The organism is Pseudomonas sp. NS1(2017), assembly GCF_002269425.1.
Classification (GTDB): Bacteria; Pseudomonadota; Gammaproteobacteria; order Pseudomonadales; family Pseudomonadaceae; genus Aquipseudomonas; species Aquipseudomonas reactans.
In genome coordinates, this window is record NZ_CP022960.1 from 449,792 (window position 1) to 469,972 (window position 20,181).

Annotated in this window: 20 protein-coding genes; 7 read left to right on the plus strand and 13 right to left on the minus strand. The window is 60.2% G+C overall.

What is annotated here, in order from left to right; all coding sequences use genetic code 11:
* Window positions 1-172: 172 nt before the first annotated feature.
* The gene (locus tag CI807_RS02105) at window positions 173-538 is read left to right on the plus strand and encodes a PilZ domain-containing protein (protein ID WP_033901560.1); all 366 of its coding nucleotides are present in this window, start codon (window positions 173-175) and stop codon (window positions 536-538) included.
* Here the strand turns inward: CI807_RS02105 and radA are convergent.
* From radA to katB, 3 genes are read right to left on the minus strand one after another with little or no spacing between them, the layout of a single operon-like run.
* Complete coding sequence (gene radA, locus CI807_RS02110) at window positions 527-1,894, minus strand: DNA repair protein RadA (protein ID WP_016976768.1); 1,368 nt, start codon at window positions 1,892-1,894, stop codon at window positions 527-529. The genes CI807_RS02105 and radA overlap by 12 nt on opposite strands.
* 35 nt (window positions 1,895-1,929) lie before the next feature.
* On the minus strand, window positions 1,930-2,469 hold the full coding sequence (locus tag CI807_RS02115; protein ID WP_095013597.1) for an ankyrin repeat domain-containing protein: 540 nt from the start codon (window positions 2,467-2,469) through the stop codon (window positions 1,930-1,932).
* Window positions 2,470-2,527: 58 nt separating this feature from the next.
* Window positions 2,528-4,069, minus strand: coding sequence for a catalase KatB (gene katB, locus CI807_RS02120; protein WP_095013598.1), 1,542 nt, complete (start codon window positions 4,067-4,069; stop codon window positions 2,528-2,530).
* Between the two features lie 287 nt (window positions 4,070-4,356).
* Between katB and mscL the strand changes: the two genes are divergently transcribed.
* Window positions 4,357-4,776, plus strand: coding sequence for a large-conductance mechanosensitive channel protein MscL (gene mscL / locus CI807_RS02125; protein WP_010206685.1), 420 nt, complete (start codon window positions 4,357-4,359; stop codon window positions 4,774-4,776).
* A gap of 45 nt (window positions 4,777-4,821) precedes the next feature.
* Here mscL and CI807_RS02130 read toward each other — a convergent pair whose 3' ends face one another.
* The gene (locus tag CI807_RS02130; protein ID WP_095013599.1) at window positions 4,822-5,598 is read right to left on the minus strand and encodes a ferredoxin--NADP reductase; all 777 of its coding nucleotides are present in this window, start codon (window positions 5,596-5,598) and stop codon (window positions 4,822-4,824) included.
* Between the two features lie 399 nt (window positions 5,599-5,997).
* On the opposite strand from CI807_RS02130, the gene CI807_RS02135 reads away from it, so the two are divergent.
* Window positions 5,998-6,750, plus strand: coding sequence for a LuxR family transcriptional regulator (locus tag CI807_RS02135; RefSeq protein WP_095013600.1), 753 nt, complete (start codon window positions 5,998-6,000; stop codon window positions 6,748-6,750).
* A gap of 114 nt (window positions 6,751-6,864) precedes the next feature.
* A complete protein-coding gene (locus CI807_RS02140) occupies window positions 6,865-7,989 on the plus strand; it encodes a class I SAM-dependent methyltransferase (RefSeq protein ID WP_095013601.1) in 1,125 nt (374 codons plus the stop codon).
* A 79-nt stretch (window positions 7,990-8,068) separates the two neighbouring features.
* On the opposite strand, the gene CI807_RS02145 is transcribed toward CI807_RS02140, so the two are convergent.
* Genes CI807_RS02145 through CI807_RS02155 form a run of 3 tightly spaced genes read right to left on the minus strand, consistent with a single transcriptional unit; the run spans window position 8,069 to window position 10,700 of the window.
* Window positions 8,069-8,236: a DUF2474 domain-containing protein gene (locus CI807_RS02145; protein WP_010206690.1), complete on the minus strand. Its 168-nt coding sequence runs from the start codon at window positions 8,234-8,236 to the stop codon at window positions 8,069-8,071.
* Window positions 8,237-8,248: 12 nt separating this feature from the next.
* Window positions 8,249-9,256, minus strand: coding sequence for a cytochrome d ubiquinol oxidase subunit II (gene cydB, locus CI807_RS02150; protein ID WP_095013602.1), 1,008 nt, complete (start codon window positions 9,254-9,256; stop codon window positions 8,249-8,251).
* 1 nt (window position 9,257) lies between these two features.
* On the minus strand, window positions 9,258-10,700 hold the full coding sequence (locus tag CI807_RS02155) for a cytochrome ubiquinol oxidase subunit I (RefSeq protein ID WP_016976762.1): 1,443 nt from the start codon (window positions 10,698-10,700) through the stop codon (window positions 9,258-9,260).
* Between the two features lie 318 nt (window positions 10,701-11,018).
* On the opposite strand from CI807_RS02155, the gene CI807_RS02160 reads away from it, so the two are divergent.
* Window positions 11,019-12,269 carry an MFS transporter gene (locus tag CI807_RS02160; RefSeq protein WP_095013603.1) on the plus strand — a complete coding sequence of 417 codons (1,251 nt, stop codon included), beginning with the start codon at window positions 11,019-11,021 and terminating at the stop codon, window positions 12,267-12,269.
* Between the two features lie 141 nt (window positions 12,270-12,410).
* Here the strand turns inward: CI807_RS02160 and CI807_RS02165 are convergent, their stop codons facing one another.
* The 4 genes from CI807_RS02165 to CI807_RS02180 form a co-directional block, all read right to left on the minus strand.
* Entirely contained in the window at window positions 12,411-14,594 is a 2,184-nt protein-coding gene (locus CI807_RS02165) for a xanthine dehydrogenase family protein molybdopterin-binding subunit (protein WP_095013604.1), read from the minus strand.
* Complete coding sequence (locus CI807_RS02170) at window positions 14,591-15,580, minus strand: xanthine dehydrogenase family protein subunit M (RefSeq protein ID WP_095013605.1); 990 nt, start codon at window positions 15,578-15,580, stop codon at window positions 14,591-14,593. Before CI807_RS02170 ends, CI807_RS02165 begins: the two co-directional genes overlap by 4 nt.
* Window positions 15,577-16,083: a (2Fe-2S)-binding protein gene (locus CI807_RS02175; RefSeq protein ID WP_095013606.1), complete on the minus strand. Its 507-nt coding sequence runs from the start codon at window positions 16,081-16,083 to the stop codon at window positions 15,577-15,579. The genes CI807_RS02170 and CI807_RS02175 overlap by 4 nt, the downstream gene beginning before the upstream one ends.
* A 97-nt stretch (window positions 16,084-16,180) precedes the next feature.
* A complete protein-coding gene (locus CI807_RS02180; protein WP_095013607.1) occupies window positions 16,181-16,627 on the minus strand; it encodes a DUF4879 domain-containing protein in 447 nt (148 codons plus the stop codon).
* A 173-nt stretch (window positions 16,628-16,800) separates the two neighbouring features.
* On the opposite strand from CI807_RS02180, the gene CI807_RS02185 reads away from it, so the two are divergent.
* Both CI807_RS02185 and trmA read left to right on the plus strand, forming a co-directional pair.
* Entirely contained in the window at window positions 16,801-18,096 is a 1,296-nt protein-coding gene (locus tag CI807_RS02185) for an NCS2 family permease (RefSeq protein ID WP_016976757.1), read from the plus strand.
* Window positions 18,093-19,172 (plus strand): tRNA (uridine(54)-C5)-methyltransferase TrmA, encoded by a 1,080-nt coding sequence (trmA, locus tag CI807_RS02190; RefSeq protein ID WP_095013608.1) that lies wholly within the window; start codon window positions 18,093-18,095, stop codon window positions 19,170-19,172. The genes CI807_RS02185 and trmA overlap by 4 nt, the downstream gene beginning before the upstream one ends.
* On the opposite strand, the gene CI807_RS02195 is transcribed toward trmA, so the two are convergent.
* Together CI807_RS02195 and CI807_RS02200 are read right to left on the minus strand one after the other, a co-directional pair.
* Window positions 19,155-19,625 carry a DUF2442 domain-containing protein gene (locus tag CI807_RS02195; RefSeq protein ID WP_016976755.1) on the minus strand — a complete coding sequence of 157 codons (471 nt, stop codon included), beginning with the start codon at window positions 19,623-19,625 and terminating at the stop codon, window positions 19,155-19,157. The two genes, trmA and CI807_RS02195, sit on opposite strands and share 18 nt — an antisense overlap.
* Window positions 19,622-20,050 carry a DUF4160 domain-containing protein gene (locus CI807_RS02200; protein WP_095013609.1) on the minus strand — a complete coding sequence of 143 codons (429 nt, stop codon included), beginning with the start codon at window positions 20,048-20,050 and terminating at the stop codon, window positions 19,622-19,624. Before CI807_RS02200 ends, CI807_RS02195 begins: the two co-directional genes overlap by 4 nt.
* Window positions 20,051-20,181 lie beyond the last annotated feature (131 nt).

A 20,181-nucleotide genomic window follows, 5' to 3' on the forward strand; every position in this document is an offset into this window, starting at 1 on the left:
TTATATTCCAGCCAGGGTGGACAGAAAGGACAGCCATCCCGAGTTTAGCGCTGTTGGCCTCAAAGGCCACCCCCCTACGTTGGTCTAGAGCCTTGCGGCGGCAAAAAAAGCAGAAATAAATGCCCGATGATGGCTCGGGGCTACAATCCTTCTATCTCCAGAGGGTTTCACCATGACCGAGCAACCGTCTGAACGCCGCCGTTTCCGTCGCATCGCCTTTGATGCCAAGACGACCATTGCCCAGGACAGCTGGAATTGGCCGGTGCAACTGCTGGATTTATCGCTGCGCGGCTTGCTGGTGGAGCGCCCTGACGACTGGCGGGGTAATGGCAAGCGGCTATTTGACGTGGACATCCGGCTGGACCCACGGGCGCATATAAAGATGCAGGTGAAGCTGGCCCATGACGATCACGGGCAGCTTGGGTTTGTGTGCCAGCACATCGACCTGGACTCGATCAGCCATTTGCGACGACTGATCGAGTTGAACCTGGGTGATCAGCAAGAGTTGGAGCGCGAGCTGGGTGCCCTACTCGAATAGTGCATCCAATGCTTGTTCCAGGCGCGTCACGCCAATGATTTTTATCCCAGGCGGCGATTCCTTCGGCGCATTGCCTTTAGGCACGATTGCCCGTTTGAAGCCGTGCTTGGCAGCCTCCTTCAAGCGTTCCTGGCCGCTGGGCACCGGGCGCACCTCGCCCGACAGGCCCACCTCACCAAACACCAGCAAGTCATGGGGCAACGGCCGGTTACGCAGGCTGGACATCACCGCCGCCATCAACGCCAGGTCGGACGCGGTCTCCAGCACCTTGACCCCGCCGACCACGTTGAGGAACACGTCCTGGTCGTGGGTCGGGATGCCGCCGTGACGGTGCAATACGGCGAGCAGCATCGCCAGGCGGTTCTGATCCAGGCCCAACGTCACGCGGCGCGGGTTGGCCAGATGGCTGTCATCCACCAGCGCCTGCACTTCCACCAGCATCGGCCGGGTGCCTTCCCACGTTGCCATCACCACGCTGCCTGGGACTTCTTCCTGGGCACGCGTGAGAAAAATCGCGGAAGGGTTGGAGACTTCTTTAAGCCCCCGGTCCGTCATGGCGAACACGCCCAACTCATTGACCGCGCCGAAACGGTTCTTCACCGCCCGCAGCAAGCGCAGACGGCCGTCGGATTCGCCTTCGAAATACAGCACGGTGTCGACCATGTGTTCCAACACCCGTGGCCCGGCCAGTGCCCCCTCTTTGGTCACATGACCGACCAGGAAGATCGCCGTACCGCTCTGTTTGGCATAGCGCACCAGCAGCGCCGCACTTTCACGCACCTGGGAGACACCACCCGGCGCCGACTGCAATTGCTCGGTGAAAATCGTCTGGATCGAGTCGATCACCATGACCTTGGGCTTTTCGATACGCGCCGTGGCAATGATGCTTTCGATGCAGGTCTCGGTCATCACCCGCAGTTGATCCTGAGGCAGCCCCAGGCGACGGGCGCGCATGGCCACTTGTTGCTGGGATTCTTCGCCGGTGACATACAGCGCCGGCATGCGGCTGGCGATGCTGCAGAGGGTTTGCAGCAGGATCGTCGATTTGCCGATGCCCGGATCGCCGCCGATCAGCACCACCGAGCCGTCCACCAGGCCGCCGCCCAGCACCCGGTCCAACTCACCGGAGGCCGTGGAGAAACGCGGGATTTCTTCGACGCTGACTTCGGCCAACGTCTTGATCTGCGCCTGTTGCCCGGTCCAGCCGGCACGACCGGTGGGGGCTGCGGCGCCGCCGCTCTCGATCATGGTTTCAGTCAGGGTGTTCCATGCACCGCACTCGGTGCACTGGCCGGCCCACTTGGGAAAGGTCGCGCCGCACTCCGTGCAGCCGTACATGCGCTTGGCCTTTGCCATTTGAGAACCTCCAACCGAAAAACCGCGATGATAGCTCAGCGCGACGCCGGGGTCCGGATTTCACCGCTGGCCAATCGTGAAGCGCTGTTGCCGATCGGGTCTTCGGCGTTGAGGTCGGCACCCTTGGCCTTCAATTCATCCAGCAACTCGACGCGCTTGAACAGCCCGGCGTACATGGCCGCCGTCTGCCCGGCGCCGTTGCGTTGGTCGGGGTTGCAGTCGGTCGCCAGCAGGCGCTGGGCGATTTTCAGCTCGCCCTTGAAGATCGCCCCCATCAGCGCCGTGTTGCCGCGCTTGTCCTGCACGCAGGCGTCGGCTCCGGCATTGAGCAAGCGTTCCACGAACGGGCCCTGGCCGTGGTAAGCGGCGAGGATCAGCGCAGTGTAGCCCTTGTCATCCTGGGTGTTGAGGCTATAGCCGGAGTCGACAAAGGTGTTGAGCATGTCGAGGTCGCCTCGGCGGGCGGCGTCGAAATAGTAGTCTTGCAACTGGGCCTTGAGTGCGGCCGGGTCAGGAGACTCGGCATGGGCGACAAAGGCCAGCATGGCCATCAGTAATCCGATAGAAACTCGCATGGGTGTTCTCCTGCCAGGGGTCGACGCCCGCCATCGGGCGCCGACCAGAACCAACGGATCAGTCAGTCAGTTTGTCCGCCAGCGCCTTCACGCGCGCCAGATCACCTTTGGCAACCTTGGCCACGCCGGTGCCATATTCCGGGTCGGCCTTGTACAGGAACGACAAGATGATGTGCTTGCTCTCGTCATCGGTGGTCGCCAGCGAGCCACCAAAGTTCTCGATCAAGTCCTGGCGCTCTTTCTTAGTGAAGGAGCGGTACAGATCACCGGCCTGCTTGAAGTTCTGCTCGCGCTGGATCTTCGCCTGCTGGGTGCTGCCCGACAGGGCTGACTGGCTGTAGCGCGCGGTTTGCGGCTCGTCCCGTGGCAGCAGACGACTTGGCTGGTAGTTCACGCCAGTGGTGGTCTTGCCGAAGTTCATCGCGCCGTCCTGGTTACCGTTGTTGACGGTCACCCGTGGTGCGTTGATCGGCAGTTGCAGGGCGTTGGCGCCCAGGCGGTACATCTGGGTGTCGGCGTAGGAGAATACGCGGCCTTGCAGCAGACGGTCCTCGGACGGCTCGATGCCCGGCACCAGGTTGGCCGGGGCCATGGCCACTTGCTCGGTTTCCTGGAACACGTTGGCGGGGTTGCGGTTCAGCACCATCTGCCCGACTTTGCGCTCAGGCACATTCGGCCAGATCTTGGTGGCGTCCAGCGGGTCGAAATCGAACTTGGCCAGGTCCTCAGGCTTGAGCACCTGCACGTACAGGTCCCACTTGGGGAAATCGCCCTTGTTGATGTGAGTGACCAGGTCATTGGTCATGTGGCTGTAGTCACGACCCTGCACTTCGGTGACTTGCTTGGGGTCGAGGTTCTTGATGCCTTGCAGGCTCTTCCAGTGGAACTTGACGTAGTGCACTTCGCCCTTGGCGTTGATCAGCTTGTAGGCATGCACACCGTTGCCGTCCATTTCCCGATAGCTGGCCGGGGTGCCGGAGTCGGAGTACAGCTCGGTCAGCGTGCGGGTGGACTCGGGCACGTGGGAGAAGAAGTCGAAGCGACGGGAATCGTCATCCAGGTTGGTACGCGGGTCCGGCTTGAAGGCGTGGACCATGTCCGGGAACTTGATCGCGTCGCGGATGAAGAACGTCGGGAAGTTGTTGCCTACCAGGTCCCAGTTGCCCTCAGCGGTGTAGAACTTGGTGGCGAAACCACGTGGGTCGCGCAGGGTTTCCGGGGAGTGGTTGCCGTGGACCACGGCGGAGAAGCGCACGAACACCGGGGTGGCTTCGCCTGCCGCGAACACCTTGGCCTTGGTCAGGTCGCTGAGGTTGTCGGTGACGGTGAAAGTACCGTGGGCGCCGGTACCACGGGCGTGGACCACGCGCTCGGGGATGCGCTCGCGATCGAAACGCTGCAGCTTCTGGATCAACTGCACGTCTTGCAGCAACACCGGGCCATTGGCGCCGGCGGTCTGCGAGTTCTGGTTGTCGCCTACTGCAGCGCCGTTGTCGCGCGTCAGGCTGGCGGCGTGTACCGAAAGGGAAAGCAAACTGGCGGTCGCCAGTACCAGCGCGTGTCGCGCTGAAACGGGCCCGCGGCTCATTGGGGTCTTCATCGAGGTTTCCTCTGGTTTTTTTAGTGCACATTCAGTTGTGCTTGCCAGAGGCTAGTGACCCGAGAGTCAGAAGATAAATAGAAAACTCACAACAACCCGATTAACAAAATAATCTGTTAAGTCACTGATATCAGGCGTATTTCGCGCGCGATTGGTGGCACTTTGCAAACTATTTGCGTTTTAATGTGTCGATAAAAGCTAACAGTGTTAACGGTTGTGTCGGGCAAGCCTGCTACGACTGACTTACACTGAGTCCCACCCTTCTCATCTGTAACAAGGAATAACCTATGGGCGTGATCAGTGAGTTCAAGGCCTTCGCGGTCAAAGGTAACGTGGTCGACATGGCCGTCGGTATCATCATCGGCGCCGCCTTCGGCAAAATTGTTTCCTCGTTTGTAGGCGACGTGGTGATGCCACCTATCGGGCTGTTGATCGGTGGCGTGGACTTCGGTGACCTGGCGATAACGCTCAAGGCGGCACAGGGCGATGTGCCTGCGGTGGTGCTGGCCTACGGCAAGTTCATCCAGAGCGTCATCGACTTTGTGATCGTCGCGTTTGCGATCTTCATGGGTGTGAAGGCGATCAATCGCCTGAAGCGTGAAGAGGCCGTGGCGCCAAGCCTGCCGCCGACGCCGACCAAGGAAGAAGTGTTGCTGGGTGAGATCCGCGATCTGCTCAAGGCACAGAACGACAAGCCGCGTCTGTAAAGACCGATTTGAGAAAAAAGGCGCCTGCTAGAGGCGCCTTTTTTATTACCAGTAGTTTTCCACCGCCACCTGACCGGGGCGGCGGCTCAAGCTCAGGTTCATGTCACGCTGCTTGAGCAATTGGCGTGTGTCATCGACCATCTGCGGGTTGCCGCAGATCAGCACGCGGGAATGTTCCGGCGTCAACTCGACGCCGGCTGCACGTTCAAGCTCGCCATTTTCGATCAGTGTGGTGATGCGCCCATTCAACGCGCCGGGATGCTGCTCACGGGTGACGATGGGAACGTAGGTGAGTTTGTGTGCGTACTCGGCGAGGTATTCACGCTCACCCAGTTCCTGGATCAGCGTCTGATACGCAAGTTCCTTGGCTTCCCGTGCGCTGTACACCAGGATGATGCGCTCGAATTTCTCCCAAACCTCGAAGTCCTGCAGGATCGACAAAAACGGCGCCACTCCGGTGCCAGTCCCCAGCATCCACAAGTCGCGACCATCCACGAAACGGTTCAAGGTCAGGAAGCCCGTGGCCTGGCGCTCCACCATCAAGGTATCGCCTACCCGCAGGCGGCTCAGCTCGCTGGTGAACTCACCGCCGGGGACGACGATCGAGAAGAAATCCAGATGCTCGTCAAACGGTGAGGACACCAGCGAATAGGCGCGCCATACGGTGCTGCCATCCGCTTTGGTAACCCCCAAACGCACAAACTGCCCCGCCGTGAAACGAAAGCCCGGATCGCGGGTGGTGCGTAGGGTAAACAGGCTGGGGGTCAGCGATTGCACGTCGAGCAAGGTCTGGCGGGTAAATTTCTCAGCACTGGCCGTCATGGGGGGCTCCGTTCTACAGGTGCCCTAGTGTCCCTCAAAGTGACGAGCGCAAACACCGCTGATTTGTACTGGCATTCGCGCTTGTCAAGGCGTTGGCCTACGGACCAAGACAAACCATTTGGCTATTAGCAAACACTAAATGACCTATCAGATGACGCAGTGTTTTTAATAGCCATCAATTCGACAGCACTGACAACTCTCTAATTTGCATAAAAAAATTTAAGCATGAGCGCAACCTTCACAAATCTTTACTCTTTGTACAAGGTACGAGTCCTTCACAACAAAAGACTTTTAACTTTTTTTTCACTTAATTATGTAGGTCATATCCTACACTCAGTGTCGTGCAGCTGCGGGGTAAGGACGTATCCGCAGCCCGTAGGATCTCATGGAGAGTGACCAATGATTAGCTGGCGCAACACAAGACTCCCTAAACTGGAAGGCGAGAACCAGATAACCAGTGTTTTTGAAATGGCGCTCAATCACACATTAGAACTTGGCTTCCAATTTTGTTCCTTTACGATGAGTTCTCAACTACCTAATAACCAAACGAAACCAATTCATATAAATAACTATCCGAATGAATGGAATGACACCTATAAACAAGCACATTTTTTCGATGTAGACCCTGTTGTAGACCACTGCAAATGTTGCGTACTGCCCTTCCTCTGGGAAGAAAAGGCATTTGGTGCAACACCCAGTTTATGGCAACTGGCAAAATCCCATGGCGTGCACCTGGGCTGGACTCAGGCGGTACATGATTTCCAGGGTGTCTTCAGCATGCTGACCCTGGGACGTGGCAAAGGTGAAGTCAGCCCGGAAGAACTGTATGAAAAAGCCGGCCAGGTGCTGTGGCTGTGTCATGCCCTGCATGCGGTAGTGGCACAGAAATTTGCCGACGAACCCAGTTTCAAACCTCCCTGCAAATTGACCCCGCGGGAAACCGAAATCCTCAAATGGTCAGGCTTGGGCAAGACCGCCGGAGAAATCGCCAGAATCCTGTGCCTGTCAGAGCGTACGATAGGGTTTCACATCGCCAGCGCACTCAAAAAACTGGGGGTCAATAACAAGATCGCCGCAGTGCTCAGGGCATCCAAATGGGCTGTTTTTAATCGCCTGGAAACACCGCATGTAATCCCTCTGGAAAAAAAGTAACATTTACAGTCAATTCTGAGTGTTGATGCTGCCCCCCGGCCCGCACCGTAGTTCACTCAGAGGGTTCTGCAGCGATTGCCGAACTCCCATCGACGACCCAGAGCCTCCCCCGCCATGCCCCTGCTCGAAAGCCCCTTCGCCCAACTCGACCTGATCCGTCAGCCAGAGCAACATAACGATCCTCTGCAAGCCTTCGATGCCGCCGACGAATACCTGCTCAACCATCTGGCCGAGCAGCAACCGACTGCTGGGACTCGCGTGCTGGTGCTCAATGACAGCTTCGGCGCGCTGGCCGCCAGCCTCCAGGGGCTGGTTCAGGTCACGTCCAGCGGCGATTCGTTCCTGGCTGCCCAGGGCCTGGAGAAGAACCTGATACGTAACGGCAAGGCGTTTGATGCAGTGGCATTCATCCCCGCCAGCCAGGTTCCGGCTGGGCCTTTCGACTGTGTGCTGATCCGCGTACCGAAAACCCTGGCGCTGCTGGAAGAGCAACTGATCCGCCTGCAGGGCCGACTCGCGCCGGGCGCTCAGGTTATCGCCGGGGCAATGATCAAGCACCTGCCACGGGCAGCGGGCGAGTTGCTGGAGCGTTACATCGGGCCGATGCAGGCATCGCTTGCGGTGAAAAAGGCGCGACTGCTGATTGCCACTGTACAAGACCGTCCAACGGCAGTCTCGCCCTACCCCACCCGTTACACCTTGGACACGCCGTCTATCGAACTGCTGAACCACGCCAACGTGTTCTGCCGCGAAAGCCTGGACATCGGCACCCGCGCGTTCCTGCCCCACCTGCCGAAAAACCTGGGCAACGCCCGTGTGGCGGACTTGGGTTGCGGCAACGGCGTATTGGCGATCGCCAGCGCCCTGCAAAACCCCGAAGCGCAGTACACCTTGGTAGACGAGTCCTATATGGCCGTGCAATCGGCAGCCGAAAACTGGCACGCTGCTCTCGGTGAACGCAGTGTCGTCGTGCGTGCCGCTGACGGCCTGGCCGGCCAGGAACCCGGTTCACTGGACGTCGTTCTGTGCAACCCACCCTTCCATCAACAACAGGTGGTCGGTGACTTCCTCGCCTGGCGCATGTTCCAGCAGGCACGGGAAGCGCTGGTGGTCGGCGGTGCCCTCTATATAGTCGGCAATCGCCACCTGGGATATCACACCAAACTGGCGCGTTTGTTCCGGGGTGTCGAGCAAGTCGCGACCACGCCAAAATTCGTGATTCTCAAAGCCCGTAAGTAAACCCCGCAAATAAAAAAACCCTGCTTCTCTCGCGAAAAGCAAGGTTGGAAAGCCGAGCCGTCAGGCCCGGATCGGGATATTAGTGAGTGGTCAGGCCCGCCGCATTCATGAACATGCGCATCAGGCTGGCCACGACGAACAGGGCCAGCACACTGCCGGTCCAGATCATCGCCAGCCACCCCAGGCGCCGCCATAACGGCTGTTTCTCGGCCTGTTCGATCTCGTGCAACGAAGGTTTGCCGGACATGAAACGACCCTCCTAGTGATAACCGTCTTCGTGGGTGACCTTGCCGCGGAACACGTAGTAGCTCCAGAAGGTGTAGCCCAGGATGAACGGGATGATGAACAAGGTGCCGACCAACATGAAGCCCTGGCTCTGCGGCGGTGCGGCGGCGTCCCAGATCGACACGGAGGGCGGAATGATGTTCGGCCACAGGCTGATGCCCAAACCACTGTAGCCCAGGAAAATCAGCACCAGCGTCAGCAGGAATGGCGTGTAGTGCGCATTACGCGCCACCGCGCGGATCAGCCCGTACATGGTCACCAACACCAGAATCGGCACCGGCAGGAACCAGAACAGATTCGGCAGGGTGAACCAGCGCGAGGCGATTTCCGGGTGGGTCAACGGCGTCCAGATGCTCACGATGCCGATCACCGCCAACACCACAAAGGCCAATGGCCGTGCCAGGTTGTGCATCTTTTCCTGCAACGGGCCTTCGGTCTTCATGATCAGCCAGGTGCAGCCGAGCAAGGCGTAGGCCACGATCAGCGCCACACCGCAGAACATCGTGAACGGCGTGGCCCAGTCCAGTGAACCACCGGCGAACTGGCGATCCACCACCGGAATACCGTCGATAAACGCCCCCAGTGCCACGCCCTGGAAGAACGTCGCCGCCAACGAACCGCCGATAAACGCCTTGTCCCACAGGTGGCGCTTGTGATCCTTGGCCTTGAAGCGGAACTCAAAGGCCACGCCGCGGAAGATCAGCCCGATCAGCATCAGGATCAGCGGCAGGTACAGCGCCGACAACACCACTGAATAGGCCAATGGGAACGCGCCGAACAGCGCCGCGCCCCCCAGCACCAGCCAGGTTTCGTTGCCGTCCCAGACCGGGGCCACGGTGTTCATCATCACGTCACGGTCGGTCTTGCCGGGGATAAACGGAAACAGGATGCCGATACCCAGGTCGAAGCCGTCCATGACCACGTACATCATGATGCCGAAGATGATGATCACGGCCCAGATCAGCGGAAGATCAATACCCATCTCAATGCCCCTTGTGCTGGATGTGGGTGTGGTCGTCATCGTTGCCATCATCATCGGCGGCGGACAACGGACGGGCCGGTGTGCGTTTCTGGCCAGGGCCACCGTGGGTTGGCTCGGTGCTTTCGTGGGTCACAGGGCCTTTGCGCACCAGGCGCATCATGTAGCCTAGGCCTGCGCCGAACAGCGCGAAGTACACCACCACGAACAACACCAGGGTGATCGTCATCTGCGCCAGGCTATGCCCGGATGAAGCATCCGCCGTGCGCATCAAGCCATACACCACCCACGGCTGACGGCCGATCTCGGTGGTGAACCAGCCGGCAAGAATCGCGATCAGGCCGGAAGGCCCCATCCACAACGCCAGGTAGAGGAACGGTTTGGACGTGTACATCTTGTCGCCCCGGCGCAGCCAGAGGCTGAACAGACCGGTGAAAATCATCAGGAAGCCGAGGCCGACCATGACCCGGAATGACCAGAACACGATAGTCGAATTGGGGCGGTCCTCAGGCGGGAACTCCTTGAGGGCCGGCACCTGTTTGTCCAGGGAGTGAGTGAGGATCAGGCTGCCCAAGTACGGGATCTCGACGGCGTATTTGGTTCTTTCCTCCTTCATGTCCGGCCAGCCGAACAAGATCAACGGCGTCGGTTCGTTGCCGATGTTTTCCCAGTGACCTTCAATCGCGGCGATTTTCGCCGGCTGGTGCTTCAAGGTATTCAGCCCGTGGAAGTCACCGATCACCGCCTGGATAGGCGCGACGATCAGGGCCATCCACATGGCCATCGAGAGCATTTTGCGAATCGCCGGGTTGTCCTTGCCGCGCAGCAAGTGCCAAGCCGCCGAGGAACCGACGAAGAACGCAGTCGCTACGAACGCCGCCGTGGCCATGTGCGCCAGGCGATAAGGGAACGAGGGGTTGAAGACCACGGCGAACCAATCGGTCGGGATCACACGGCCATCAATTATTTCAAAGCCCTGGGGCGTCTGCATCCAGCTGTTGGACGACAGGATCCAGAACGTGGAAATCAGCGTACCGACAGCCACCATCACGGTGGAGAAGAAGTGCAGGTTGCGCCCCACCTTGTTCCAGCCGAACAGCATCACGCCGAGGAATCCAGCCTCAAGGAAGAAGGCCGTAAGCACTTCATAGGTAAGAAGTGGCCCAGTGACGGCGCCAGCGAAGTCCGAGAAGCGGCTCCAGTTGGTGCCGAACTGGTAGGCCATGACCAACCCGGAGACCACGCCCATGCCGAAGTTGACGGCAAAGATCTTCGACCAGAAATGGTAGAGGTCACGGTAGGTGTCGTTGTGCGTCTTGAGCCACAAGCCTTCCAGCACCGCGAGGTAACTGGCCAGGCCGATGGTGATCGCCGGGAACAGGATGTGGAAAGAAATGGTGAATGCAAATTGAATTCGGGCGAGATCTAGCGCCTCCAAACCGAACATAAGTCTTCCTCTGTCAGGTAATACCGGCTGCTGGCGGGAGCCTGCACCCACTGCCCCCACGGATATGGAGTCTGGCGAATTTCAATTCGTTTCTTTTTTTAACCCACCGCGTAGGGAATCTGGCCCTAAGGCCGCCAGATCGATGCCCAGGCGGACATTGATCTGGATCAAGCATTGCTGAAAGAGTAGTCCCATTTTCGATGTAGGACGGCGTGGTCTTTTGCCGCGTGACAGACTGCCTCAGATCAGTTCTTGCAACTATCTGTTACAACTTGATGATAATCTCGGCGCTTCCTCCGGCCCTGACCTGAACTCCCGATGCCTAGTGAACCCGCGTTGTTGTTGCGTCACCACCGCCCTTTCATCGCGTTCTGGCTCGCGCGCATCTTTACCGCCAGCGGTTTCCAGATGCTCACCGTGGCTATCGGTTGGAACCTCTACCAACTGACCGGCAATGTGCTGGACCTGGGCTTGGTCGGCCTGGTGGAATTCGTGCCCCGCGTACTGTTCATGCTGCACACCGGGCATGTGGCCGATCGCTATGAGCGGCGCAAGGTCGCCGCCATCTGCCAGACGGTGCAGGCGCTGATTGCCCTGAGCCTGGCCATCGGCGGGCTGACCGGCAACGTGACTCGCGAGATGATCTTCATCCTCGCCTTCCTGCTCGGTGCCGCGCGTTCGTTTGAAATGCCCACCACCCAGGCGATGCTGCCCAGCATCGTCCCAAGCATTTTATTCCCGCGAGCCGTGGCCTCGTCGCAGTCGGCCCAGCAACTGGCAACCATCGTCGCGCCGGCCCTCGGCGGTTTGCTTTACGCGTTTGGCAGCGTCTGGGTCTATGGCCCCACGGTAGTGCTGTACCTCATCGCCTGCATGCTGACCCTCAACCTGCCCGCCCGCCAGACACCACTCAACAAAGGCAAGGCCACCTTGGATTCTCTGCTGGCTGGCATCCGCTTCATCCGCAGCCGCCCGGATATCCTCGGTGCCATCTCCCTTGACCTGTTCGCCGTGCTGCTGGGTGGCGCCACCGCGTTGCTGCCGGTGTTTGCCAAGGACATCCTGTTGACCGGCGCCTGGGGCCTGGGCCTGCTGCGTTCGGCGCCGGCGGTGGGCGCGTTGTTGATGTCGCTGTGGCTGGCGCGCTTTTCCGTGGACCGCCATGTAGGCCGTGTGATGTTCACCGCCGTCGGCGTGTTCGGCGTGGCGACCATCGCCTTTGGCCTGTCCACTTCGTTCTGGTTCTCCCTGGCGGTGCTGGTGGTGCTGGGCGCGGCGGACATGATCAGCATGGTGATCCGCGCCTCATTCGTGCAGTTGGAGACGCCGGATGAAATGCGCGGGCGGGTCAGTGCGGTCAACGGCCTGTTTATCGGCGCGTCCAACCAGTTAGGCGAGTTCGAATCCGGGATTACCGCCCACTGGTTCGGCACAGTGCCCGCCGTGGTCATGGGCGGGATCGGTACGCTGGTGGTGACCGGGGTCTGGATCAAGTTGTTCCCGACCCTGGCCAACCGAGACCGCATGCATGTGCCCGTGGAAGAACCCACTATCAAGCCCGCCACATAACCCAATGCAGGAATGACGTGAGTGTGGGAGCGGGCTTGCTCGCGAAGGCGGAGTGTCAGGTGTTACATCTGTCACTGATACACCGCTTTCGCGAGCAAGCCCGCTCCCACATTTTGCTTCTTCAGTGTTTGGAAAGTTGCGTTACAGCACCTTATCCAGCGTGATCGGAAATTCCCGTACCCGCTTGCCGGTGGCGTGATAAATCGCATTGGCCACCGCCGCTGCGACCCCGACGATACCAATCTCACCGACGCCCTTGGACCCCAGGGCGTTGACGATCTCGTCGTGTTCCTCGACAAACACCACGTCAATGTCGCCAATATCGGCGTTAACCGGAATGTGGTACTCCGCCAGGCTGTGGTTCATGTAGCGCCCCAACTGATGGTCGATCTGGGTTTCTTCATGCAATGCCATGCCGATGCCCCATACGACACCGCCGAGGATCTGGCTACGGGCCATCTTCGGGTTGACCACACGTCCGGCGGCAATCGCGCTGACCACCCTGCGGACCTTGATGGTGCCCAGGTCTTCGTCCACTTGCACCTCGACGAAGACGGCTGAGTGGGTGGCGGTGCTGTAGCCCTCGCGTTTTTTGTCGGGCTCACTGTCGACCTGCACTTGCAGCGCGTCTTCGCCGCTGTCCTTGACCAACTGCGCCAGCGACACACTCACGTCGCCGGTATGCAGTTGACCGTCTTCGAAGCGCACGGCTTCAGCGTCCTTGAACACCGGGTAAGTCTGCCGTGCGATGTTCAGCAGATTGGCATTCAAGGCCTCGCAGGCTTGCTGCACGGCAGTGCCGACGGAGGACACGGTGAATGAACCGCCCTGCAACGGCGCGGTGGGCAATGATGAATCGCCCAGCAGGAACGCCACGTCTTCGACCGCCACACCGCTGGCCTGCGCCGCGATCTGGGTCATCACCGTGTAGGTACCAGTGCCGATATCGGTGGTGGCGCTGCTGACGGTCAGCTTGCCCTGTGCATCGATGCGCGCCTTGGCGCTGGCCTTCATCTGCATGGCTTCCCACACGCCGCCGGCCATGCCCCAACCAATCAACTGGCGGCCATCGCGCATGCTGCGCGGTTCCGGGTTGCGCTGGCTCCAGCCAAAACGCTCGGCGCCTTCGCGGTAACACTCGCGCAGGGCTTTGCTCGACCAGGGCTTGTCTTCGTTCTGGTTGCGCTCGGCGTAGTTGATCAGCCGCAGTTGCACCGGGTCCATCCCCAGTGCGCAGGCCAGTTCGTCCATGGCACACTCCAGGCCGATCACGCCGAGGGCTGCGCCCGGCGCGCGCATGTCCAAAGGCGTGAACACGTCCAGGGGCACCAACTTATAAGCAAGCTGCACGTTGTCGCAGTGGTAGAGCATGCCGCTCCATTCGACGACGTGTTCGCTGAAGTCTTCGAAACGCGAAGTCTGGCCAATGGCAGTGTGCCCCAACGCCAGCAGGCGCCCATCAGCGGCGGCGCCGAGTTGCAGGCGCTGCAGAGTGCGCGGGCGATAGCCGAACGTGAACATCTGCTGACGCGTCAGCGTGACCCGCACCGAACGCTTGAGCGCCAACGAGGCCATCACGGCCAGCGGCAATTGGTACTGCGGACGCAGCCCGGAACCAAACGCGCCGCCGACAAACGCGGCGAAGATGCGCACCTGGCTTTTATCCAGGCCGAAGACTTTTTGCACATAGGCCTGGCAGTTCTGCGGGCCCTGGGTCTTGTCATGGATATGCAGGGTGCCGTCCGGCTGATACAGCACCGTGCTGGCGTGGGGCTCCATCGGGTTGTGGTGTTCGATGGGCGTGCTGTAGTGCACGTCCAGGCTGATGGCGGCGCCGGTCCATTCGGCCTGAAAGTTGCCGCGTGGCTTGGGCGGGGTTTGCGGCGAGGCGTGAGCCTGTTCCTGCATGGCCAGCAGGTCGGTTTCGAAGGCTTCGGTCTCGTACTCGATATGCACCAGGGAGCCAGCATGCCGCGCCAGTTCAAGGTTGTCGGCGATCACCAGGGCCAGGGGCTGGCCGCTGTACAGCACGCGGTCGTTGTAGAGCGGACGAAACGGCGAGCCGTCGGCGGCGTCGGCATCCTGGAACGCGTCATCGTAACTGGCGATTTTGGGCCGATTGAGGTGATGGATCACCTCCACCACGCCCGGCAGGGCCATCGCCCTGGAAGCATCGATGCGCAACACACGGCCTTTGGCGACGGTACTGGACACCACGCTGCCATGCAGCAGGCCTTCCTCGGGAAACTCACCGGCATAACGCGCTTTACCTGTGACCTTGAGCAGACCGTCAACCCGGTCCAAGGGTTTGCCGATAGCGGTCATGGGCGTTCTCCTGCGACAGCCGCATCACTCAGGGCACGAATGATTCCCCGGCGTGCCAGTTTGATCTTGAAGCCGTTGTGTTCCAGGGGTTCTGCGTCTTGCAGCAGCGCGTCGGCGGCGTGGCTGAAGGTTTCGCGGCTGACGAGCTGGCCAATGAGCGCCGCTTCCACGGCACGATCACGCCAGGGTTTATGGGCTACGCCACCCAGGGCCAGACGTGCGTCGACGATACGGTCGCCGTCCAGCTCCAAAGCTGCAGCGACGGACACCAGGGCGAACGCATAGGAGGCGCGGTCGCGGATTTTCAGGTAGTTGCTGTGGTTTGCCAGATTGTCGGCGGGCAGTTCGATGGCGGTAATCAGCTCATCGTCAGCCAATTGATTGTCGCGCTGCGGCGCATCGCCGGGCAGGCGATGGAAGTCGGCAAACTCGATAACGCGAGCACCTGCACGACCCTCCACATGCACTCGCGCGTCCAGCGCCGCCAACGCCACGCACATGTCGGAAGGATGCGTCGCGACGCACTGTTCACTGGCGCCGAGAACGGCATGGATGCGATTCAACCCCGTGCGTGCCGGGCAGCCGCTGCCGGGCTCGCGCTTATTGCACGGCACAGTGGCGTCATAAAAGTAGTAGCAACGGGTGCGCTGCAACAAGTTGCCGCCCGTACTGGCCATATTGCGCAGTTGCGGCGAGGCGCCAGCGAGGATCGCCTGGGACAGCAGCGGGTAACGCTGTTCGATCAGCGGGTGCCAGGCCAGGTCGGCGTTGCTCACCAGGGCGCCAATAAGCAGTCCGCCCTCGGTGGTTGCTTGAATTTCATTTAACGGCAACCCCGTGATATCGATGAGATGCTCGGGACGGCTGATGTTTTCTTTCATCAAGTCCAGCAGGTTGGTGCCACCGGCGATAAAGCGCGAGGCGGCGCTGCTCAGGTGCACAGCCTCCTGCACATCGGCCGGCTTGCTGTAGTGGAAGGGATTCATCGCTCACCTCCCACGACTTCTTCAACGGCATCGCGAATATTGCTGTAGGCGCCGCAGCGACAGAGGTTGCCGCTCATCAGTTCCTGGATCTGCGCGGTGTCGTGGGCTCGTCCTTCATTAGCCAGGCCAACTGCGGAACAGATCTGGCCAGGGGTGCAGTAACCGCATTGGAAGGCATCGTGTTTGATGAAGGCTTGCTGCATCGGGTGCAGTTGGTCGCCGTCGGCCAAGCCCTCGATGGTGGTCAGCTCGGCGCCGTCGCACATCACCGCCAGGGTCAGGCAGGCGTTGATGCGCTTGCCGTCGCGCAACACCGTGCAGGCGCCGCACTGGCCGTGGTCGCAGCCTTTTTTGCTGCCGACCAGGTCGAGCTGTTCGCGCAACAGGTCAAGCAGCGTGGTCCACGGCAACACATCCAGCTGGCGGTCCTGGCCGTTGAGGCGCAGGCGTATCGAGTGGCTGACGAACGGCTGGGCCGCCGCGCCATTGGGGGTTGCGCTCATAAACACCTCACGGGTTGGTGTACGTCCGCGGCGTTCAGGGAAGTCGCCGTCTCAAGGGGTACGACTGCCCGAGGTATTGAGCGTTCAAGCGGATTGATCAGCGGATATTGAGCTGCGTGGTCAGGGTGTTTTGCGGGGGATTGATCGAGGAGTTGCTGTACTGGAACCAGCCTTGGGCCTCGACATTCAGGTCAAACACATAGATGTAGCCCATCAGTGTGCCCGCGCCGTCGCACACTTCGCTGATGTTGCCGACCTGGCAAACCGCCGTGCGCTGCCCATTCAATTCAGCGCCATCGAAGCGGCCCATGGGGTTGTTACCGAGGCCCACCTCCATGACGGACACCTTAGTAGGCCCACGGTGCGTACACATCTGCGTACTCTGCGCGCGCTCGGGGATGCTTTCCTTACACGCTGCCGACTCGACCTGGAACACACGCACTTCGCTCAACGGCGGTGCAGTCGCGCCCCAGGCCGGTGCTGCGCCGAGCAACAGGCTGATACAGGGGATCAGGGCTAGACTCCACGGGCTGGCGTTTTTCATGCTGCAAATGACCTTGGTTTAAACGTCGGCGCAGTATGCCTCAAGGCCTCGGCTGCTGGTATGATGCGCCGCTTTTTCCGATCCTCTCTGAAACCACAGGCGCTTGGCGCAGTTTGTGCTTTGACTTAGAGGTCAACAAATCACGACGCCACAGAGCGTCACAGGGAGCAGGCATGCTGGAAAAGCTGTTTCAACTCAAGGCACACAACACCAACGTGCGCACCGAGATCCTCGCGGGCATCACGACATTCCTGGCCATGGCCTACATCCTGTTCGTGAACCCGAGCATCCTCGGCGAGACCGGCATGGACAAGGGCGCGGTGTTTGTCGCGACCTGCCTGGCGGCCGCCATCGGTTCGACCGTGATGGGCCTGATCGCCAACTACCCGATCGCCCTCGCGCCCGGCATGGGCCTCAACGCCTTCTTTACCTACACCGTGGTCCTGCACATGGGCCATACATGGCAGGTGGCACTGGGTGCGGTGTTTATCTCGGCGGTGTTGTTCTTCCTGCTGTCGATCTTCCGTATTCGTGAATGGATCATCAACGCCATCCCACTGCCGCTGCGCTCGGCGATTGCCGCCGGTATCGGCCTGTTCCTGGCGCTGATCGCCCTGCATAACGCCGGGATCGTGGTCGGCAACCCCAACACCCTGGTGGGCCTGGGCGACCTGAAAAAACCCGCGCCGATCCTGGCTACGTTTGGCTTTATCCTGATCGTCGCCCTGGAAGCCCTGGCGGTGCGTGGTGCCGTGCTGATCGGCATCCTGGCGGTCACCATCGTTTCAATCCTGCTGGGCGTTACCGCGTTCGGCGGCGTTGTCTCGATGCCGCCATCCCTGGCCCCGACCTTCTTGCAGCTGGACATCAAAGGCGCGCTGGATATCGGCTTGGTCAGCGTGATCTTCGCCTTCCTGTTCGTTGACCTGTTCGACAACTCCGGCACCCTGATCGGCGTGGCCAAGCGCGCCGGCCTGATGGGCAAGGACGGCCACATGCCGAAAATGGGCCGTGCGTTGATTGCCGACAGTACGGCCGCCATGGCCGGCTCGCTGCTGGGTACGTCGACCACCACCAGCTACATCGAATCGGCTGCGGGCGTGAGCGCCGGTGGCCGTACCGGCTTGACCGCCATCGTGGTCGCGATTCTGTTCCTGCTGGCGTTGTTTTTCTCACCACTGGCCGCCAGCGTACCGGCCTTCGCTACTGCACCAGCATTGCTGTTCGTCGCAGTACTGATGACCCAGGGCCTGGCCGAAATCGACTGGGACGACATCACTGTGGCAGCGCCGGTGGTGGTCACCGCTCTGGCAATGCCTTTTACCTACTCCATTGCAAACGGCATTGCCTTCGGTTTCATCGCCTGGACCGCCATCAAGCTGCTTTCGGGCCGCTACCGTGAGCTGAACCCGGCACTGGTGATTCTGTCGATTCTGTTTGTGATCAAGCTGGGCTGGTTCAACGCATGACTTTTGACGCCACAAGCTACACCGCTCAACTGCAAGACAAGGTCACGCGTTTGCGTGACCTACTGGCCCCGTTCGACGCGCCAGAGCCGCAGGTCTTCGACTCGCCGCTGCAGAACTTCCGCCTGCGCGCGGAGTTCCGCCTGTGGCGCGAAGGCGGTGAGCGCCACTACGCGATGTTCTCCCAGGACGACAAGCGCACGCCGATCCTGATCGAAGAATTTCCTATCGCCAGCGCACGCATCAACCAGTTGATGCCGCAACTCAAGGCCGCCTGGCAAGCCAGTGCGGCCCTGAGCCACAAGCTGTTCCAGGTGGAATTTCTCACCACCCTGGCCGGCGACGCGATGATCACTCTGTGCTATCACCGCCCGCTGGATGAGCATTGGCACACCGCCGCGAACCAGCTGGCTGCCGACTTGAATGTCAGCATCATCGGCCGCTCCAAGGGCAAGCGCGATGTAATCGGCCATGACTACGTGGTGGAAAAACTCGACGTGGGCGGGCGCACCTTCAGCTACCGCCAACCCGAAGGCGCCTTCACCCAGCCCAACGGCACGGTGAACCAGAAGATGCTCAACTGGGCTTATGAAGCCCTAGGTGATCGCCCGGATGATCTGCTGGAGTTGTATTGCGGCAACGGCAACTTCACCCTGCCCCTGGCGACCCGCGTGCGCAAAGTGCTGGCCACCGAAATCAGCAAGACCTCGGTGAATGCAGCCCTGAGCAACCTCGATGAAAACGCGGTGGATAACGTCACCCTGGTGCGCCTGTCAGCCGAAGAACTCACTGAAGCGCTGAACGAAGTGCGTCCATTCCGTCGCCTGCACGGCATCGACCTGAAAAGCTACGAATTCGGCAGCGTGTTCGTCGACCCACCGCGCGCCGGCATGGACCCGGACACCTGCGAGTTGACCCGACGCTTCGACAACATTCTGTACATCTCCTGCAACCCGGAGACGTTGGCGGCGAACATTGCGCAACTGCATGACACGCACAAAATCACCCAGTGTGCGATGTTTGACCAATTCCCGTGGACGCACCATATGGAATCCGGGGTGTTACTGACTCGGCGGTAACTCAACGTCTTCCGGTTCCTTCTTGCGCGGCCGTCCGCCCTTCTTGCCATTGGCGCGGGCGGCGGCGGCTTTGGCGGCGCTGCTTTTGCGGCCGTTGCGCGAAGCCACCAGGCTGGTGGCCAGGTCCATCAGCGGTTTGCTGGTGGCGATCAGACCCGTGACTGAAACATCCAGGTCCTGGGCCTCACAGCACAGCGCCTTGCCGCCAAAGCCGACTTCCAGTTGCGCAAAGTCCTCTAGGGAAAACCCCGCGAACTCGGGCAGACCAGCCACCGGCAGTACAACGCGACTGCCGTCGCTGAAGCCGATGGAAATGCAGTTGTCTTCATAACGCACAGAGCTGGCGCGGGCATAAAGGTGCCGTGTCTTGCGCCCTCGGGCTATCGCCTTTTCGACGTCGGCCTCAGTGAGTGGTTTATAGGGTACCGCTTTGGCTTTTACGATTTGCTTCATAGCTCAATCTCCACAAAGCCCGGCGCCCTGACCAGGTTCAAAATTGTTTTCTGCCCCACGACATCGTGCTGGGCGCGCGCGATCACATAAACACCCGGTTGAATGATCAGCCCAGGCAACACTTCGCGAGCCTCCCAATCCCAAGAATGATTCTCAAGGCAGACCGTTTGCAGGTAGTCCCACCAGATCCTGCGTGCCCGCGCCAGGTAGTGCCGCTGCATGATCGCCCCGCGTATCTCTTTCAAAACCGCCATGGGTGGCTGCCGCCGCTCAGGCTCTACGTCCCACAACTCCACATCCCCATCCAGAAAACTGAAACGAAAGCGCGCATCCCATTCGTGCCCCCGCACATGCACATGGGGCGGGCAATGCTCATCCCTGATAAACACCGAAATCACATAGCCTTTGTAAGTGCCTACTTTCATCGTAACCCATCCGTTAGGTTATTTTCCGCCAGGTAACAATTTTCTCTTGTCACCCGACAACCGGCTCCATTTCCCAGAGCTGATTCACAGATTAGTAAGCACAAAAAACCCGGCGAATGCCGGGTTGTAAC

What these genes read in the sequence shown, in the direction of transcription:
- CI807_RS02135 (WP_095013600.1), top strand. Translation starts at nt 5,998, where the DNA reads ATGATTAGCTGGCGCAACACAAGACTCCCTAAACTGGAAGGCGAGAAC.
- CI807_RS02195 (WP_016976755.1), bottom strand. Translation starts at nt 19,625, where the DNA reads ATGAAGCAAATCGTAAAAGCCAAAGCGGTACCCTATAAACCACTCACT.
- cydB (WP_095013602.1), bottom strand. Translation starts at nt 9,256, where the DNA reads ATGGGTATTGATCTTCCGCTGATCTGGGCCGTGATCATCATCTTCGGC.
- CI807_RS02130 (WP_095013599.1), bottom strand. Translation starts at nt 5,598, where the DNA reads ATGACGGCCAGTGCTGAGAAATTTACCCGCCAGACCTTGCTCGACGTG.
- CI807_RS02175 (WP_095013606.1), bottom strand. Translation starts at nt 16,083, where the DNA reads ATGAGCGCAACCCCCAATGGCGCGGCGGCCCAGCCGTTCGTCAGCCAC.
- katB (WP_095013598.1), bottom strand. Translation starts at nt 4,069, where the DNA reads ATGAAGACCCCAATGAGCCGCGGGCCCGTTTCAGCGCGACACGCGCTG.
- radA (WP_016976768.1), bottom strand. Translation starts at nt 1,894, where the DNA reads ATGGCAAAGGCCAAGCGCATGTACGGCTGCACGGAGTGCGGCGCGACC.
- CI807_RS02170 (WP_095013605.1), bottom strand. Translation starts at nt 15,580, where the DNA reads ATGAATCCCTTCCACTACAGCAAGCCGGCCGATGTGCAGGAGGCTGTG.
- CI807_RS02180 (WP_095013607.1), bottom strand. Translation starts at nt 16,627, where the DNA reads ATGAAAAACGCCAGCCCGTGGAGTCTAGCCCTGATCCCCTGTATCAGC.
- CI807_RS02200 (WP_095013609.1), bottom strand. Translation starts at nt 20,050, where the DNA reads ATGAAAGTAGGCACTTACAAAGGCTATGTGATTTCGGTGTTTATCAGG.
- CI807_RS02145 (WP_010206690.1), bottom strand. Translation starts at nt 8,236, where the DNA reads ATGTCCGGCAAACCTTCGTTGCACGAGATCGAACAGGCCGAGAAACAG.
- CI807_RS02155 (WP_016976762.1), bottom strand. Translation starts at nt 10,700, where the DNA reads ATGTTCGGTTTGGAGGCGCTAGATCTCGCCCGAATTCAATTTGCATTC.
- CI807_RS02185 (WP_016976757.1), top strand. Translation starts at nt 16,801, where the DNA reads ATGCTGGAAAAGCTGTTTCAACTCAAGGCACACAACACCAACGTGCGC.
- CI807_RS02160 (WP_095013603.1), top strand. Translation starts at nt 11,019, where the DNA reads ATGCCTAGTGAACCCGCGTTGTTGTTGCGTCACCACCGCCCTTTCATC.
- CI807_RS02115 (WP_095013597.1), bottom strand. Translation starts at nt 2,469, where the DNA reads ATGCGAGTTTCTATCGGATTACTGATGGCCATGCTGGCCTTTGTCGCC.
- trmA (WP_095013608.1), top strand. Translation starts at nt 18,093, where the DNA reads ATGACTTTTGACGCCACAAGCTACACCGCTCAACTGCAAGACAAGGTC.
- CI807_RS02140 (WP_095013601.1), top strand. Translation starts at nt 6,865, where the DNA reads ATGCCCCTGCTCGAAAGCCCCTTCGCCCAACTCGACCTGATCCGTCAG.
- mscL (WP_010206685.1), top strand. Translation starts at nt 4,357, where the DNA reads ATGGGCGTGATCAGTGAGTTCAAGGCCTTCGCGGTCAAAGGTAACGTG.
- CI807_RS02165 (WP_095013604.1), bottom strand. Translation starts at nt 14,594, where the DNA reads ATGACCGCTATCGGCAAACCCTTGGACCGGGTTGACGGTCTGCTCAAG.
- CI807_RS02105 (WP_033901560.1), top strand. Translation starts at nt 173, where the DNA reads ATGACCGAGCAACCGTCTGAACGCCGCCGTTTCCGTCGCATCGCCTTT.